The sequence below is a fragment of the Amycolatopsis vastitatis genome, from assembly GCF_002234595.1.
Classification (GTDB): Bacteria; Actinomycetota; Actinomycetes; order Mycobacteriales; family Pseudonocardiaceae; genus Amycolatopsis; species Amycolatopsis vastitatis.
In genome coordinates, this window is sequence record NZ_NMUL01000007.1 from 286526 (window position 1) to 304253 (window position 17728).

Below are 17728 nucleotides of genomic sequence, written 5' to 3' on the forward strand. Positions count from 1 at the left end.
GGGCTTGAGACCCAGCCGGACCGGGGTGGTCGTCGTTTCCGTCCCCGCGACGTCGAGGAGCGGCGCCCCTGAGCCTGTCGGAGTACCTCCGCGAGAACTGGATCGACGTCGTGAACGACGCGATCCTCCACGTGGATCTCACCCTCGCGGCGGTGGCGCTGGCCGTGCTCGTCGGCATGACGCTCGGCCTGCTCACCTACCGGCGGCGGTGGCTCGGCGCGATGGCGACGACCACGACCGCGGCGTTCCTCACCGTCCCGTCGATCGCGCTGCTCGGCATCCTGATCGGCCCGTTCGGGCTGGGGCTGACGAACGTCCTGTGCGCGCTGGTGCTGTACGCGCTCCTGCCGATCACGCGCAACACGATCGTCGGGCTGCGCGGCGTCGACCCGGCCGTCGTGGACGCCGCGCGCGGCATGGGCCTCGGCCGCGTGCGGGTGCTCTGGCGCGTGCGGGTGCCGCTGGCGTGGCCGGTGATCCTGTCCGGCATCCGCGTCTCGACGCAGATCACCATCGGGATCGCGGCCATCGGCGCGTACGTCAAGGGGCCCGGGCTCGGCAACGAGATCTTCGACGGGCTCGGCCGGTTCGGGTCGGTCAACTCGCTGAACCAGGTGCTGACCGGAACGCTGGGGATCATGCTGCTGGCGCTGCTGTTCGACCTGGCGTTCGTGGTCGTCGGCAAGCTCACCACGCGGCGGCGTCCTCGCGCCCGCCGCGAAGCGGCACCCGCCGCCACGCCGGGAGGAGGGACCGCCGGCGAGACGATCGAGCTGCGGGAGGTCAGCAAGCACTACCCCGGGCAGGCGGTACCCGCGGTCCACCGCCTCACGATGCGGATCCCCGCGGGCGAAATCGTCGTGCTGACCGGTCCGTCGGGGTGCGGCAAGACGACGACCATGCGGATGATCAACCGGCTCGTCGAGCCCACCTCGGGCGTCGTCACGATCGGCGGCACCGACGTGTCCGCCCTCGACCTCGACGAGCACCGGCGCCACACCGGGTACGTCATCCAGCAGATCGGGCTCTTCCCGCACCTGCGGGTGGACGCCAACATCGGGGTGGTGCCGCGGGTGCTCGGCTGGACCCGGCGGCGCGTCGCCGGCCGCGTGCGCGAGCTGCTCGACGTCGTCGGCCTGGCCCGCGAGCACGGCAGCCGGTACCCGCGGGAGCTTTCCGGCGGCCAGCAGCAGCGCGTCGGCGTGGCGCGGGCGATGGCCGCGGACCCGCCGGTCATGCTGATGGACGAGCCGTTCGGCTCCACCGACCCGATCACCCGCGCCCGCCTGCAGGACGAGTTCCTCCGCCTGCAACGGGAAGTGCGCAAGACGATCGTGTTCGTCACGCACGACTTCGACGAGGCGCTCAAGCTCGGCGACCGGATCGCGGTGCTGCGGCCGCGCTCGGTGATCGCGCAGTACGACACGCCCCAGGCGATCCTCGCCGCGCCGGCCGACGACTACGTGGCGACTTTCGCCGGCTCGACGCGGAACCTGAAGCGGCTGGCGCTGATCCGGGTGGGCGGCCTGGAACTCCGGCCGGCCGCCGGCGCCGGCGGCCTGCCCGCGATCTCGCGCGAGGCCACCCTGCGGGACGCGCTGGACACGATGGTGCGCACGGGCAGCACCGCGGTCGTGGTGACCGAGGACGACACCGGGCGCGCGCTGGGAGTGTGTGACGTGCCCGGCCTGCTCGCCGCGCTCCGGCCTGACGGCGAGGCGCCGCCACCCGCGGTCCCGGACGCCGGAGACGCGACCGGCCCGGCTCCGGACAGCGTGCCGCCGGTGCGGCCCCGCCGACGCCTGCTCGGGTTGCTGGTCCGCCCGGTTCTGCTCGCCGTCGCCCTGCTGGCGCTCTTCCTGCTCGTGCGCGCGCACCCGGTCGACTCGATCGAACAGCGGTACCTCAATGCCGGCGAAATCTTCGCCGAACTGGGCGAACACCTGCGGTTGACGCTGATCTCGACGCTGTGCACCATCGCGATCGCTCTCCCGCTCGGCATCCTGCTCACCCGCGCGGGTGCCCGCTGGGCTCGCCCGGTCGGCCTGGGACTGGGCAACCTCGGCCAGGCGATCCCGTCGATCGGGCTCGTCGTGCTGCTCGCGCTCTGGACCGGCACGGGAACCGCGACGGCGGTGACCGCGCTGGTCGTCTACGCGACCTTGCCGGTGCTGCGCAACACGATCGTCGGGCTCGACGGCGTCGACCCGACGCTCGTCGACGCCGCGCGGGGCATGGGCATGGCGAAGACGGCGATCCTGTGGCGGATCGAACTGCCGCTCGCCGTCCCGGTGATCCTCGCGGGGATCCGGACGGCGCTGGTGCTCACCGTCGCGAGCGCGACGCTGGCCACGTTCATCGACGGCGGTGGTCTCGGGGGCGGGCTCGTCGCCGGGATCGGGCTGTACCGGCCGATCCTGAGCCTGACCTTCGGCATCGTCGTCGCCGCCTTGGCGCTTTTCGCCGACTGGCTGGGACTCCTCGCGGAGGAGGTCCTGCACCCCCGAGGCCTGTAGCTCTCCCACGATCCCGAGGAGGACCAACCGATGCGGACCCCGCAACGCACGACTGCCGCTGTTCTCGCGTTCCTCGCGGTGGCGGCGCTCGCCGCCGGCTGCACGATCGGCAAGGACCAGACCGGCGCCCAGGTGGGCGAGGGATCCATCAAGAAGATCGACGCGCTCAGCGGCGCGCAGATCCGCGTCAGCTCCAAGGAGTTCGACGAGCAGCTCCTGCTCGGCCAGATCGCCCTCGTCGCCTTGCAGGCGGCGGGGGCGAGCCCGCAGGACAAGACCAACATCACCGGTTCGAGCAACGTCCGGCAGGCGCTCACCAGCGGGGCGGTCGACCTGTACTGGGAGTACACCGGCACGGCCTGGATCAGCTACCTCAAGCAGACGAAGCCGATCAGCGACCCGCAGGCGCAGTACGACGCGGTCAAGCAGGCCGACGCCGCCAACGGCGTCACCTGGTGGGCCCGCTCGCCGGCCAACGACACGTACGCCCTCGCCGGCAACCCGGCGACGCTCGCACGGACCGGCGTCAAGACGCTGTCGGACTACGCGGCGCTGGTGAAGCGGGACCCGGCCGCGGCGTCCACCTGCATGGGCCCGGAGTTCAAGAGCCGGGACGACGGGTTCCCCGGCCTGGAGAAGGCCTACGGGTTCACGCTGCCCGAGCCGCAGGCGCACCTGCTCAACGACGCCGTCGTCTACCCCAGCGTCGGCAAGGGCGACACCTGCGGTTTCGGCTCGGTCGCGTCCACCGACGGGCGCGTGGCCGGGCAGCACCTCACCGTCCTCGAGGACGACAAGCGCTTCTTCCCGACGTACAACCCCGCCATCACGGTCGCCGCCGGGATCGCGCGGAAGTACCCGCAGCTGGAGCAGGTTTTCACGCCGATCGCCGCGAAGCTCGACACCGCGACCCTGACGGACCTGAACAAGAAGGTCAGCGTCGACGGCCAGAAGCCCGCGACGGTGGCCCACGACTGGCTCAAGTCGGCCGGGTTCATCAGCTGAGCCGTGCGCGGAGCGCCCGCCACACGGCGGGCGCTGTCAGGTCCTCGACCCAGCGCAACGCGAAGCACTCGGGAGGTGAGCCAGGCGACCGGACTGTCGACGGGTTGTCGACGGCCTGTGGGATCGTCCTCACGACGGGCGGGGAGGGGCGGGGGTGGCGGTTCCTTGGTCGATCGGACCGTCGTCGATTTCACCGGCGGCACTCGGGGGTGGCAGCGAGTGCTGCCGGGGAAAGCCGTCTTCTTCCGCACGCGCAGGGGCAGCCCGTCGAACCCTGGACAACTGCTGGAGGCCACGTGCGTGTCAGACTGCTCGGCCCCGTCGACGCCGTCGTCGGCGGTGTGCCGGTGTCGATTTCAGGGCAACGACGAAGAGCGGTACTCGCGGTACTCGCGCTGCACGGCGAAGGAATAGTCGGCACGGGCCGGCTCATCGAAGCCGTGTGGGGTGGCGAGGCGGGCGGGGTTTCTTCGAACACCCTGCAAAGCCACATGTCCGCCCTGCGGCGCGTGCTCGGCGACCGGAACGCGATCGTCGCCCGGGCACCCGGCTACCAGCTCGATCACGGCACGACGGACGTGACCGAGGCGCGGCGCCTGGTCGCGCGGGGCGAGTGCGGCGCCGACCCGGAGCAGAACGCCGCGACGCTGCGCACCGCGCTGGCCTTGTGGCGGGACCGGTCGCTGATCGACGTCGGGGGTGTGGCGTGGCTGGACGAGCAGGCCGCCGCCCTGGAGCGGCTGCGCACGCGGGCCCAGCTGGCGCTGATCAGGGCCAGGCTGGCCCTCGGTGAGCACGCCCAGCTCGAACCGGAGCTGGAACGGCTGGCCCTCGCGCGCCCGCTCGACGAGCAGGTGCACGGCCAGCTGATGCTGGCGCTGTACCGCACGGGCAGGCAGGCCGACGCCCTCGGCGTGTACCGCAAGCTGCGCACGGCGCTGGCCGACAACCTGGGTATCGACCCCAACCAGCGGCTGCGTGAGCTGGAGATCGCGATCCTGCGGCAGGACCCGGCTCTCGACCAGTCCGCGCTCGCCGTCCGGATGCTGGCCGGCTCTTCGCCGTGATCGCCGCCGGAGGGCTGCGTCACCATGGCAACCCCGCGGCGAGGTGCTGGGGCTAGGCCTTTCTCGCGGTTCGCCGTCGGCGGCCCGGCTCCGGCAGGGCGGCCCGGTCGAGCTTGCCGTTGGCCGTCGTCGGCACGCGCGGGATCACCACGAACCGGGCGGGCACCATGTAGCCGGGAAGGTGCCGGGCCAGGTGATCGCGCAACTCGGTTTCGTCCGGCGGCTCGTCGCCGTCGGGGACGACGTAGCCGACGAGGACGACGTAGCCGACGAGGACGCCGCCGCGCAGGACGACCACAGCGTTGCCGACGCGCGGATGTCCGTGCAGCACGGCTTCGATCTCGCCGGGCTCCACCCGCCTGCCGCCGATCTTCACCTGGTCGTCGGAGCGGCCGGCGTAGTGCAGGCAGCCGTCCGGGGTCCACCAGCCGAGATCCCCCGTGCGGTAAACGCGTTCGGGCGCGCCGGCCACGGTGATCTCGACGAAGCGGTCCGCGGTGAGGTCGGGGCGGCCGGCGTAGCCGCGGGCGAGGCACTCGCCGCCGAGGTACAGCTCGCCACGGCCGCCGAGCGGTACCAGGCGCTGTTCCTCGTCGAGCAGGTAGACCGCGACGTTGGCGATCGGGCGGCCGATCGGCACGCCGGTGTCCGGCTCGGGACGGCGGCAGGCCCACGCGGTCACGTCGATCGCCGCTTCGGTGGGGCCGTACAGGTTGTGCACCGGCACGGGCAGGGCCGAGGTGAGCTTGTTGACCGTCTTGGGTGGCAGTATTTCGCCGCTGCAGATCACGGTCCGCAGTGACCGGCAGTCGGCGACCCCCGGTTCGGCGGCGAACAGGGCCAGCATCGACGGCACGAAGTGCACGGTGGTCACTTGTTCGCGCCGGATCACCTCGACGATCGCCTCGGGATCGGCGTGCGCGCCCGGTTCGGCGAGCACCAGCCGGGCGCCGGACATCAGGGGCCACAGGAGTTCCCAGACCGAAACGTCGAACGTGTAGGGCGTCTTCTGGAGCACGACGTCGTGCCCCGTCAGCCGGTAGGTGTCCTGCATCCAGGTGAGCCGGTTCGCGAGGCTCCGGTGAGTCATCTCGACCCCCTTCGGGGTGCCGGTGGACCCGGAGGTGAACATGACGTACGCGCTGTCGGGGGCCGGCGGGGCGATCACGTGCCCGGCAGCCCGGCCGCGGAGCGGCTGTCCGTCCACTGTGTACAGAGCGGGTCCGAGCCCGGCGACCGCGGCACGGTGGTGGCCGTCGGCCAGCACCGCCGCGGCCCCGGCCGTCTCCACCATCGCGGACAGCCGGGCCGGGGGATGGGTGCCCTCCAGCGGGAGGTAGGCCGCCCCGGCCAGGAGAATGCCGAGGATCGCGACGACCATGGCCGGGCTGCGTTCGGCGCAGAGCGCGACCACATTGCCTGGTTCGACGCCTTCGCCGCGCAGCCGGTCCGCGACGGTCTCCGCCTGGTCGAGGAACTCGCGGTAGGTCAGTTCGGCAGGGCCGAGCCGGACGGCGACCCGCTCGGGTGATCGCCGGGCCTGGTCCCGGATCATCTCGTGCACCGGACGATCCGAAAAGGGTGTTCTCGCGGGGTTGAAGGCGAGCAGCCGCTGCCGTTCACCCGCGCCGACGAGTTCGGCGTGGCGGATCGCCCGGTCCGGGTGCCGGACGAGGGCGGGCAGCACGGTGCCGAGGCGTTCGCCGGTCACCACCCCGGTCCGGTCCGCGGTGACGACCCTCTCCCGCACGACCACGTCGCAGGCGTCCTCGTCCCGGTCCGGCCCGCGGAGCCGGCCGAGCACCTCGCGGAACGTGGTGTCCGGGCCGAGCCGCACGGTGGTCCGGTGCTCGCCGTACCCGACCACGACCCTCTCTCGTCCCGTTACGCGGTGGATCAGCACCGCGCACGCGGCACCCAGCAGGGTGTCGCCGTCGACGCCGAGGGTCCGCTCGGCGTGGATCCCTTCGATCGCGGCCACGGTCGCCGCCACCATGTCTTCGTCCAGTTCGACGCCGGGGACGACCTGCCGCTGGGGCAGCGGGTCGGGGTGCTGTGCGGCCGACAGGAGGAAGCCGAGCCAGCCGTCGAACCGCGCGAGCAGCTCGGTCTCCAGCAGTTCCACCTCGTCGGCGTCGATGTCCTCGGCCAGCGCCCATTCGGCCAGGGCGGCCGCGAGCGCGCGGTTCATCGCGGCATGCGTTTCGGCCCCGCCCGGACCGGGGTCGAACGACAGGCCGTCAGCGGACGAGCCCAGCTTCGCCGCGAAGCCGCCGAAGTCGGCGACGGCTTGCTCGAGCGTCGGCCGGGTGGGCTTGACGAGCACGACCGGCAGCCCGCCGAGCCGCGCGGCGATCCGTTCGGCGAGCCCGGAGGCACTGCAGTAGCCGACGACACAGCCGACCTCCGCGCCCGCCAGCAGGCCGGCGTAGGTTTCGGCGAGCTCGTCCAGACCGCGGTAGGAGTAGCTGCCCGCCAGATCGCGGACCGCGTCGATCCGCAGGATCGCGAGGTCCCCGGCGGCCGCGCTCAGCTCCGCGGCCAGCGACCGCTGCGCCGACAGCGGTTGGAAGTCCGTGACGACGACGGCCGGCGATCCACTGTGGCCGGTCAGCTGCTCCACGGTCGGTGCCATGTCAGTTCCGTTCCGGTGCGGCGGTGATGACGGCGGCGATCGCCGCGGGGGTCGGGGTGGCCGCCAGCGCGTCCACTTCGAGCGGGACGCCGAACCGCCGCTGCAGCCGGGCCACCATCCGGACGAACAGCAGCGACTCGCCGCCGAGGTCGAAGAAGTCCGACCCGGGCCGCACTCCGACGGTCCCGAGCAGGTCCAGCCAGACCTCGATCACCTGCGCCAGGACCGGCTCGGACCCGGAACCCGGCTCGGCCGGTGCGGGTTGCGGCACCGGCTCGGGTGCCACCGGCCGCAGCCGGTATTCGTTGCGGGCGAACGGGTACGTCGGCAGCGGTACCCGGGCGGCCGGGCTTTGCCGGATGTCGTCCCAGCGGAGGTTCGCCCCGGCCGTCCACAAAGCGCCGGCGGCGGCCACGACCGGGCTCGCGCGGTCGGGTTGCACCGCGATCTTGGCGGCGTCGCGCGCCTCGGGAACCGCTCGCGCGGCAGCGGTGAGCGCCTTGCCGGGCCCGACCTCGACCAGCAGCGGGCTTGCCGTCGCCAGGCCGGTCCGCAGAGCCTCGAGGAACCGCACCGGCGCGACGACCTGGTCGGCCCAGTATCCGGCGTCGCGACGGGCACCGCGGGGGAGCAGTGAGCCGTCGAGGGCGCTGACGATGTCGATCCGCCGGGCCCGGCCGCGAGCCGCGGCCGGCGCGGACCGGAGCCGGTCGGCGGCGCCGGTCATCATCCGGGAGTGGAACGCCCGGCGAGCAGGCAGCATCCGGTGCCGCACGCCGAGGTGGTCGAAGCGTGCTCGCAGCTCCTCGATCGACTGGCCGGTGCCCGAGAGGACGACGTTGTCCGGGCCGTTGACCGCGGCGAGGTCGAGCCCGCCGATCTCGCGGACCTGGCGCCGGGCGACCTCCTCGTCGGTGAGCGCGGCGAGCATCCGGCCCGGTGGGGCCGCCTGCATGAGCGCACCACGCAGAGCCACCAGGTTCAGCGCGTCGTCGACGTCCAGCTCGCCGGCCAAGCAGGCGGCGGCGTACTCGCCGGCGGAGTGTCCGATCAGGATGGCTGGCCGGACCCCCCAGGACACCAGCAGGCGTCCGAGCGCGTATTCGTGCACGAGCAGCGCGGGCTGGGCGACATCCGTGCGATGGACGCGCTCGGCCGGCGCGTCCGGATCCAGGAGGACTTCGCGGAGGTCGAACCCGAGGATGGCCACGGCGGCCTCGGCGCAACTGTCCACATCGGATTGGAAGGAACGGTGACAGGCGTAGGGTTCCGCCGACATCCCGGCGTATTCGGAGCCCTGGCCCGGAAACAGGAACACCGGATCGGGCCGCTTGACGGCTGGTCCGCCGGGCGGATCCGCCAACCGGGCGACGGCGGCAGGCACGTCTTCGGCCGCCACGGCGTGCCGGTACGGGAAATGGCGGCGATGGGACTGGAGCGTCAGGGCCACGTCGTGGACCGAAACGTCGTTCGAAGCGCGCAAATGCGCCGCGAGCCGCGCCTTCGCCGCCTCGAGGTCCGCCGCGGTGCGGGCGGAGACCGTGAGGACCGCGGTCGCCTGCCGCGTCCGCGGCACGAGGCCGGGGCGAGCCGGGGCTTCTTCGAGGACGACGTGCGCGTTGGTTCCGCCGAGACCGAAGGCGCTGACGGCGGCGCGGCGGGTCCGGGAGTCCGTCCACTTGCGCGCCCGGGAGTCCAGGGTGAACGTGGTGCCGCCGTCGATCTCGGCGCGCGGCCGGGTCAGGCCCGCCATCGGCGGGATCCGCTCGAAGTGCAGCGCCAGCACGGCCTTGATGAACCCGGCGACGCCCGCCGCGGCGTCGAGGTGCCCGATGTTGGCCTTCACCGAGCCGAGCGAACAGGGCCGGTCGCGGCCGCCGAACACCTCCGTCAGCGCGGCGAGCTCGATGGCGTCACCGACCTCGGTCGCGGTGCCGTGCGCTTCGACGTAGCCGACGGTTTCCGGTGCCACCGCGGCGTTCGCGTACGCCCTGCTGAGCACGTCGAGCTGGCCCCGCACCCCGGGTGCGGTGTACCCGGCCTTGGCGCCGCCGTCGTTGTTGATCGCCGAGCCCTTGACCACCGCGTACACGAGATCGCCGTCGCGGAGCGCGTCGTCGAGCCGCTTCAGCACCACCATGCCGACGCCGCCACCCGGCACGGTGCCGGCGGCGGTGGCGTCGAACGGGCGGCAGCCACCGTCCGGCGACAGGACCCCGCCCGGTTCGTACAGGTAACCGGTGTCCTGCGGGAACGGCACGGACACGCCACCGGCGAGCACGACGTCCGCGTCGCCAGTGTGCAGGCTCTGGCACGCCAGGTGCACCGCGACCAGCGAGGTGGAGCACGCGGTCTGCACGGTCAGAGCCGGTCCGCCCAAGTCGAGCCGGTAGGCGATCTTCGCGGCCAGGTGGTCCTTTTCGTTGCCGAGCACCGCCGCGAGCAGGCCGTGCGAGCCGGTGACGTCCGGGTCCTTCAGCACACTGTGGACGAGGTAGTGGCCGAACCCGGAGCCGGCGAACACGCCGACCCGCCCGAACGGCCGGTTCGTCGTCAGCCCGGCCGTTTCCAGCGCCTCCCACGCGGTCTGCAGCAGCAGGCGGTGCTGCGGGTCCGTCAGTGCCGCGTCCTTCGGGGTGATGCCGAAGAAGTCCGCGTCGAAGTGTTCCGCGCCGTCGATCCGGCCACGGGAGGGCACGTACCACGGATCGTCCACTTCGGACTGCGGGACGCCGTTGCGGAGCAGTTCCTCCCTGGTCAGCGTGGTGATGGAGACGCGCCCCGCCTCGATGTTCGACCAGTACCGCCAGACGTCGCCCGCGCCGGGGAACCGGCAGGCGAACCCGATCACCGCGATGTCCTGCCCGCTCATGCGCCCGTGCCCGGCGGTGCCCCCGACAAGTGCCGCGCCAGCGACTCGACCGTCGGGAAGCGGTACAGGTCCACCAGCGGCAGCGGTTGCCCGGGCAGCCGTTCCCTGAGCTGGTGCCGGACCAGCGCGAGCCGGAGCGAGTCGCCGCCGACGTCGAAGAACCCCTCGTCGTGGTCGAAGTCGTCGGTGCCGAGCACCGTGGCCCAGGCGTCCGCGATGATCTTCTCCAACGCGGCGATGTCGTCCTCCGCGTCGGTCGTGGCGACCGCCGGGAGCGTTTCGGAGGACAGTGCCCGCAGGTCCACTTTTCCGTTGCGGGTGAGCGGGAATTCCGTGACGGCCAGCCACCGTTGCGGGCGGGCGTATGCGGGCAGTTCGGCCTCGACCGCCTGCCGGATCACGGCCAGTGACACGCCCCCGGTCCGGACCGCCGCGCACAGCCGGTCCTCTTCGGACAGGAACACCAGCGCGTCGAGCACGCCGTCCCGGCTCGCGATCCGGCGCTCCACATCGGACAGTTCGACCCGGTGGCCGGCGATCTTGACCTGCCGGTCGCGGCGCCCGTGGAAGTGGAGCGTGCCGTCGGAACCCCAGCGGGCCAGGTCCCCGGTCCGGTACGTCCGGAGCCCGGTCTCCTGCCGGTCGGCGAAGGCCTCGCCGGTCTGGACGGGCTCACCCAGGTAGCCCTCGGCGAGCCCGGCGCCGGTCGTGTGCAGCTCGCCGATCCCGCCCGGCGGGACCAGCCCGCCGGCGGCGTCGAGCACGACCACCCCGGTCCCGGCCACCGGCCGCCCGATCGGCAGGTCAGGGCCGACCTGGTGGGCACCGTCGACCGTGTGCGTCGTGGTGAACGTCGTGTTTTCGGTGGGGCCGTAGCCGTTGGTCACCCGCAGCCCGGGGCAGCGGTCCAGGACGCGCCGGACGTGCGGCGGCGACACCACGCCCCCGCCGGTGAAGACCTGGCGCACGCCGCTGAAGGCGTCCGGGCGGTGTTCGGCCACGATCCGGAACAGGCCCGACGTCAGCCAGGCGTGGGTGACCGGCCGGTCGTGGAGGAACCCGGCCAGCGCGGCGGGCGCGGGCTCGCCGGGCGGGAACACCTCGACGGTGCCGCCGTTCGCCAGCGGGACCAGGAGTTCGAGCGTGGAGGCGTCGAAGGCCAGGGGCGCCAGGCGGAGCATCCGGGTTTCCGCGGCCGGGACGAACAGGTCCGGGTCGGCGGCCAGCCGCAGCACGCCGCGGTGGGTGACGACGACGCCTTTCGGCAGGCCGGTCGAGCCGGAGGTGAACGCGATGTAGGCCGTCTTCCCGGTGACCTCCGGCAGGGCCGGTCCGGCCGGGGCGGGCCGGGTGAGGTCGATCGCCGTTTCCGGCCCGATCCGCGCCTTCGGTGCCGCGGTCGCCGCCACGTGCGCGCGCCATTCCCGGGTGGCGGCCGGGTCGATGGCGACGTAGCTCGCGCCGAGCCGCAGCGTCGCGAGCACGCCGACGGCCTCGCTCGCCGAGCGTGGCAGGTCGATCAGCACCCGGTCGCCCGCCTCGACGCCGGCCGCGGCGAGCTGCCGGGCCTGCGCCGAGGCGAAGGCGTGCAGCTGCCCGTAGGTCAAGGTGACGCCGGCGTGCGTGTCACTGATCGCCACGGTTTCCGGCGTGGAGGCGACGGTGCGCTCGAACGCCCGCCAGAGGTCGCCGTCGCTGTCGACGGCTCGGCCGGTGCCCAGGCGGTCGAGCCGGGCACGCTGGCCGGCGGAGATCGTCCGCGCGTGGCCGAGCGGCCGCCGGGGGTGCGCCGTCAGCTCCGCCAATCCGGCTTCGAAGGATTCGGCGAGATCGCCGGCGTCGGCGGGGCTCAGCACCGAGGTCGCGTACTCCAGCGCCAGCCGGGGCCTGCCGGACCAGGCCTGGACGTAGAGCAGCGCGTCGAACACCGACCCGCCGCAGTGGCCTTCGTGGACGCGCCAGTCCGGTCCGATCGACTCGGGGACGAGCTGGTCGTGCGCGGCGAACCCGATCTGGGCCAGCGGGTTTCGCGCCGGATCGGGGTCCTCGCCGAGCGCGGTGACGAGGTGTTCGAAGGGCACGTCGGCGTCGCCGGTCGCGGCGGCGATCGCCGCGCTGACACCGCGGACGCAGGCCTCGGCGCTGCCGGCGTCGTCGATCCGGCAGCGGACCGGCACGACCCGGGTGCAGAGCCCGACGACGCCGGCCGTGTGCGCGCCGAACCGGCCCGCCACGGGCAGCCCCAGCAAGAAGTCGGCGAGGCCGGTCCGCCGGGCGACGGTCAGCGCCCACGCCGACATCAGGACCGCGGTGGTCGTGACCCCGCAGCGGGCGGCCAGTTCCCCGGTCGCGGTGGCGAGCGGCTCGGGGAGGGGGAAGACCAGCCGGGCGCCGCGGCCGTCGGAAGACGGCGGCCGCGGCGCGTCGGACGGCAGCGACACCACGGCCGGTGCCCCGGCCAGCCGATCGGCCGCCCGCGCGGTGATCTCGTCGAGCGCGCCCGAGGACGTCAGTTCCGCGTTCCGGTCGGCGACCTGGTCGGGGGACCGGCCGGGAGCGGCCGGTTCACCGCGGTACAGCTCGCCGAACTGGCGCCAGAGCAGCCCGATGCTCCACCCGTCGGCCAGGACGTGGTGGATCAGCATCGTCAGCAGGCTGCCGCGGCCGGTCCGGCCGAGCACGAACACCACCGGCGGACGTTCGAACGGCCGGAGCAGGGTGTCGCTCGCCCCGGCGTAGAGCTCGTGGCCGATCTGTACACTGTGGACGGACGGCAGGTGCTGGTGGAAGATCCGGGGCCGCTCGGTGGGCGGGAGGACGCGCCGGCACTGGGCCGTTCCCTCGGCCACGAACATCGTCCGCAGCGACTCGTGGCGGGCCACCAGCTCCGCCAGTACCTCGGCCGTGCGGTCCTCTTCCAGCGGATCGCCGGTCTCGAGGCTGAACATCAGGTGGTACGGCCGGTCGGTGCCGGCCAGGTGCGCGGCGAGCATCGCCCGCTGGCCCGGCAGCAGGGGCCGGTCCGGCTCCCGGCTCGCCGGTGGCGGCGGCGCGAGGTAGGGCGTGGTCGCCGACAGCACGGTCCCGAGCGGCTCCGGGCCGATCAGCCGTGCACTGTCCACACTGCACCCCAGCTGCCGCTGGCCGAGCGCGAGCAGCTCGATGGCCCCCAGAGAACTTCCGCCGAGGCCGACGAACGAGCTGTCGCCGAGGCGGGCCGCGACCTCGGCGGGCGGCATCCCGCTCACCGCGCTGACCAGCGGCAGCCAGTCCTCAAGCCGGGTCATGCGTCCTCCCGAAGACTTCACCGAGCAACTCGGCCATGGTGGTGACCGTGAACGACGCGAAGAGCCGCCGCCGGTCGATGCGCACGCCGTAGCGCCGCTGCGCGGCCGCCACGAGCCGGACGGCCTGCAGCGAATCGCCGCCGAGCGCGAAGAAGTGGTCCGTCACGCCGAGCGGCCGCACCTCGACCCGTTCCGACCAGAGCTCGAGGAGCTCCGACTCGAGGTCGGTCCGCGGCCCGAGCGGCTCGCCGAGGTCCTCGGGACGATGGTTCGCGGGTGGTGGCTGCATCTGGCTTTCCCCTTCGCCGGAAGCGGTTTCCCGCCGGTCACCGCCGCACCTCGACCAGCGGTAGCTCGCGCCGCGCCACGACGGTGGGTGCCGGCTCCCCGGCCGGTTCTCCCGGCGGCGGCACGACCAGGCTCATCACCCGGTCGCCTTCGGCGAAGAGCAGGCGGTGGCGGCGCAGGTAGGCCAGTTGCGCAGCGACGGCTTCGGCGGTTCGGCCGAGGTCGGCGGCCAGGCGGTCCTCCTTGACCGGCGCGGAAAGGCGGCGCAGCAGCGGCAGCAGTTCGGGCTCGAGCGGCACCGTGCGGACGGTGCCGTCCCGCGTGTCGTGCACCCAGTGCTCGTTCTCGTCCGAGCGCAGCACCAGCTCCGGCGGCACGTCCTGGTCGGCCCATCGCGCCTGCCAGTACTCGACCTGCTCGGTGACCGGCCGCAGCCAGGTGATCGAATGCCGCATGTAGGGCGAGACCCGGCGATCGGTGAAGAAGTAGGCCAGCCGCGCGATCTGTTCCTCGGCGAACGGGTAGATCAGCGGGTAGAAGTCCATCGGGGTCAGCTCGAGCCCGTACTCCTCGGCCTGCGTGTAGTACGGGCTGTACCGGTCGAACCGCACCAGGAACGTGCCGTTCGGCGGGGGCAGGTGGGTCAGCAGCGGGATGTCTTCGACGTACTTGGCGTAGACCTCCTCGGGCTCTCGGGGGAAGCCGAGCAGCAGGTTCCACTCCGGCGTGATGCCGTGGCCGAGGCAGCTGCGCAGGAACTGCAGGTTGAGGAACGCCGTGGTGCCCTTGTTCATCAGCTTGAGCGTGCCGGTGGACAGCGCCTCGATGCCCGGCTGGATCCGGGTCACCTTGGCCTGGCTCAGCACGGCCATGTCGTGCTCGCTCATCGGGACTTTGATCTCGTAGAACAGGGAGACGCCCGCGGGCGGGTCGAGCTTCGCGAACACTTCCTTCGGGTAGGACTTCGGCATGATGTTGTCGGTGCAGACGAACTCGTCGCACCACGGGCTGAACTCGAACAGCCATTCGAACTGCGCGCGGGCGTGCTCGGGCGCCATCGAGCGGTAGGCCATGCCGAGGCCGTTGAGCCCGCAGAACGTGCAATGCGAGCGCTGACCCCACCAGCAGCCCCTCGACGTTTCGAAGAACAGGATCGGCTTCGCGGTCTCCGGTCCGCCGAGCCGGTCCCGATGGGCGTCGAAACCCGCGACGAAGCCCGTGTAGTCGGGGGTGAAGAAGTCGTCGATGTCGCGCTCGCGCCCCACCGTGTCCCGGTAGGCGGGATCGTGGCAGTTCTTCGCCGTGAGCACGCCCGGGATCGTGTGGACGCCTTCGGGAGCACCGTCCAGTACCTGCCGCAGGAACTGCGGGAAGGTGTGCAGCGCGGGGCCCGAGAACACCGCGTCGATCGCGTCGGCCTCCTGTGCGATGACCGCGCCCATCGGAGCCTCGCAGTTGGCCCCGCCCAGCAGCGTCGTCGCGGCGGGGTTGCGGTCCTTGATCACCCTGGCCATCCCGATGCTGGCCACGTGCTGGGCGAACATCGAGGTGAACCCGACGACGTCGGCGGAGTACAGGTCGTGGCGTTCGGCGAGCTCGGCGCAGAAGGCGGCGATGCCGGCGCGGCGCTCGACGATGTGCTCGCGGAACTCCCGCCACTGCGCGCCCAGGTAGTAGCGGCGGAAGTAGTCCTCGGCGTTGTCCGGGGCATCGGGGAACGCCACCGGCCGGAACAGCCATTCGCCGATCCCGGTCATCAGGTGCTGGACACCGTCGGCGATCGCGTCGTAGGTGTCGATGCCGAGGTATTCGGCGAAGTCGAAGTTGAGGTAGCGGACCTCGACCTCGGCCGCGTCGCCGAACTCACGCCGGGTCAGCGCGGCGAGCTGGCTGAGCGCGAACGACGGTTTGCGCCAGTCCGCGAAGGGCATGGTGACGAGCGCGATCCGGGTCATCGGGATCCCTCCGGGGGTTCGGGTGGGGGCGCTGTACCGCCGAGTTCCGCGGCGTAGAGCCGGAGCAGCTCCGGCATCCGGTACCGGCCGGGGCCCGCCGGCTCCAGCAGGTGGTGGTCGACGAGCCGCTCGGCGGCGGCGTGGGTGTCCGCCGCGGACATCACGGGCAGCCCGCCGCCGCCGGCCTGGCGGAACGCCCGCGCGGCGAGCCGGTCCGCCTCGTCGCCGGCGTCGAGGACCCGCAGGCTGGCGGAAAACGCGGCGCGGACCGAGTGCGAGCCGGCGCGCAGCTCGTCGAGCCGGCGATCCGGGTCGGTCAGCCGGCTGGTGAGCGCCGAGATCGGCAGGCCGGGCCGGGCGGCCAAGCGGGCGCCGGCGATCCGCAGCGCCAGCGGCAGCCCGGTGCACGCGGCCGCGATGGCGGCGGCCGCGGCGGGCTCGGCCGCTATCCGGTCCGGGCCCGCCCAGTGGGCCAGCACGGCCAGCGCCGCGGGCTCGGCCAGCGGGGCGGGGCGCAGCCGGAGGCCCGCGTCCACCGCGGCGAGCCCGGCCCGGCCGGTGACCAGCACGAGACACCCCGGCGCGCCGGGGAGGAGCGGGAGGACCTGGTCGGCGTCGCGGGCGTCGTCCAGCAGGATCAGCATCCGCTTGCCGACGAGGGCGGACCGGTAGGCGGCGCCGAGCTCCTGTGCGCTGGTCGCCCCCGGTGCGGGCGGGCGGCCGAGCCCGCGCAGCAGCCGGGCGAGTGCCTCGACGGCCGGCAGGGGACCGGCGCCAGTGTGCCCGTGCAGGTCGAGGTGCAGCTGGCCGTCGGGGAACGCGCCGGCACTCTCATGTCCGAAGTGGACGGACAGGGCCGTCTTCCCGGTGCCCGCGGCGCCCTCGACGGTGACCACGCCGGTGACCCGCGGGTCGGCGACGGCCTCGTGCAGTGCGGCGAGCTCGTCGTCCCGGCCGGCCAGGAGCCCGGGTGGCGCGGGCAGCTGCCGCGGCACCGGCGCGAGCGGTTCGCGTGGCTGCGGGGACTTCAGCAGCGTCCGGTCGGCGGCGAGGATGCGCTGTTGCAGGCGCTGCAGCTCCGGGCCGGGCTCGATGCCCAGCTCGTCCACGAGCACCGACCGGGCCTCGGCGAAGGCGCGCAGAGCTTCGGCGTGCCGCCCGGACTGGAACAGCGCGAGCATGTGCAGCCCGCGCAGGCGTTCCCGGAGCGGGTTCGCGGCCACCAGCACGGTGAGCTCGCCGGTGACCTCGCGGTGGTGCCCCAGCCGCAGCCGCGCCTCGACCCGGTGCTCCTCGGCGTCCAGCCGCTCGTCGGTGAGCGCGGAGCGGACGGCGGCGGTGATGGTCGAGTCCTCGACGCCGGCCAGTGGCTCGCCGCGCCAGTGGGTGAGCGCCCGGCCGAGCAGCTCGGCCTGCGCGTGGTCGTCGGCGGTCTCTTTCGCGGCGGTCACCAGCTCCCGGAAGCGGTACAGGTCGACCCGCCGCGGGTCGACGTCGAGCAGGTAGCCGGGCGAGCGGTGGACGAGCCGGATCGCCGGGTCCGCGGCCAGGGTGTTCCGCAGCTGTGACACACAGCCCTGGATGACGTTGCGGGCGGTGCCGGGCACGTGCCGGCCGGGCCAGAGCGCATCGCGCAGCCGTTGCATGGGCACCACCTGGCCGGGCTTCAGCAGCAGCATCGCCAGGACGCAGCGGCGCTGCGCGCTGCCCAATGCCAGCTGGCGTGCCTCGTGCCAGATCACGACCGGACCCAACAGCCCGAATTCCATTTGACCCCCGGCCGTATTCCGGCGCTTTCAATGGGAGGGCGTCGCATCCCGTGCCCGGTGAATTCAAGGAATTCTTCGGACTGCGGATGGCCGGGTTTGAAAGGACGGCCGATGGGCCGGTCTTTCGCGCCGGGGTGACGTCGACTGGTCTGCCCCATGGAGTGGAAAGGTTTGCCGGGCCGATGATAGCGCGCGGAGGACGCGCTTTCGACGGGAGCTCAGCGATCAATCAGCGCGCGCTCAGCGGCACCCGCCAGTGTTGTCTTGGAGAGCGGGGGACCGTCCGCGCAATGACAGCATTCGATGGCTGAAACGTATTCGAATGGCGAGTAAA

General features: G+C 73.0%; 8 protein-coding genes and 4 pseudogenes. 5 read left to right on the forward strand and 7 right to left on the reverse strand.

The genetic code is table 11. The features are described 5' to 3' along the window. Positions 1-221 precede the first annotated feature (221 nt). The 5 genes and pseudogenes from CF165_RS52490 to CF165_RS08535 all read left to right on the forward strand — a co-directional run. Positions 222-623: pseudogene (locus CF165_RS52490) on the forward strand (ABC transporter permease); the annotation flags it as partial. 144 nt (positions 624-767) lie between these two features. After that, positions 768-1547, forward strand: a pseudogene (locus CF165_RS52495) (ABC transporter ATP-binding protein); the annotation flags it as partial. Positions 1548-2045: 498 nt separating this feature from the next. Next, positions 2046-2516 (forward strand): annotated as a pseudogene (locus CF165_RS53630) (ABC transporter permease); the annotation flags it as partial. A gap of 30 nt (positions 2517-2546) precedes the next feature. Further along, positions 2547-3521 (forward strand): glycine betaine ABC transporter substrate-binding protein, encoded by a 975-nt coding sequence (locus CF165_RS08530; RefSeq protein ID WP_093946878.1) that lies wholly within the window; start codon positions 2547-2549, stop codon positions 3519-3521. Between the two features lie 296 nt (positions 3522-3817). Continuing rightward, positions 3818-4588 (forward strand): AfsR/SARP family transcriptional regulator, encoded by a 771-nt coding sequence (locus tag CF165_RS08535; RefSeq protein ID WP_240521501.1) that lies wholly within the window; start codon positions 3818-3820, stop codon positions 4586-4588. A 52-nt stretch (positions 4589-4640) separates the two neighbouring features. Here the strand turns inward: CF165_RS08535 and CF165_RS08540 are convergent, their stop codons facing one another. The 7 genes and pseudogenes from CF165_RS08540 to CF165_RS54065 form a co-directional block, all read right to left on the reverse strand. Further along, complete coding sequence (locus CF165_RS08540) at positions 4641-7223, reverse strand: amino acid adenylation domain-containing protein (RefSeq protein ID WP_093946879.1); 2583 nt, start codon at positions 7221-7223, stop codon at positions 4641-4643. 1 nt (position 7224) lies between these two features. Beyond that, complete coding sequence (locus tag CF165_RS08545) at positions 7225-10095, reverse strand: type I polyketide synthase (protein WP_093946880.1); 2871 nt, start codon at positions 10093-10095, stop codon at positions 7225-7227. Beyond that, complete coding sequence (locus tag CF165_RS08550; RefSeq protein ID WP_093946881.1) at positions 10092-13382, reverse strand: non-ribosomal peptide synthetase; 3291 nt, start codon at positions 13380-13382, stop codon at positions 10092-10094. The genes CF165_RS08545 and CF165_RS08550 overlap by 4 nt, the downstream gene beginning before the upstream one ends. Beyond that, on the reverse strand, positions 13369-13671 hold the full coding sequence (locus CF165_RS08555; RefSeq protein WP_093946882.1) for an acyl carrier protein: 303 nt from the start codon (positions 13669-13671) through the stop codon (positions 13369-13371). Before CF165_RS08555 ends, CF165_RS08550 begins: the two co-directional genes overlap by 14 nt. A gap of 37 nt (positions 13672-13708) precedes the next feature. Further along, positions 13709-15625: a RiPP maturation radical SAM C-methyltransferase gene (locus CF165_RS08560; RefSeq protein WP_093946883.1), complete on the reverse strand. Its 1917-nt coding sequence runs from the start codon at positions 15623-15625 to the stop codon at positions 13709-13711. Beyond that, positions 15622-17157, reverse strand: a complete 1536-nt coding sequence (locus CF165_RS54055; RefSeq protein WP_500676255.1) for an AfsR/SARP family transcriptional regulator — start codon at positions 17155-17157, stop codon at positions 15622-15624. Before CF165_RS54055 ends, CF165_RS08560 begins: the two co-directional genes overlap by 4 nt. After that, a pseudogene (locus CF165_RS54065) lies at positions 17134-17394 on the reverse strand (AfsR/SARP family transcriptional regulator); the annotation flags it as partial. The gene CF165_RS54055 and the pseudogene CF165_RS54065, both read right to left, overlap by 24 nt. Between the last annotated feature and the right edge of the window lie 334 nt (positions 17395-17728).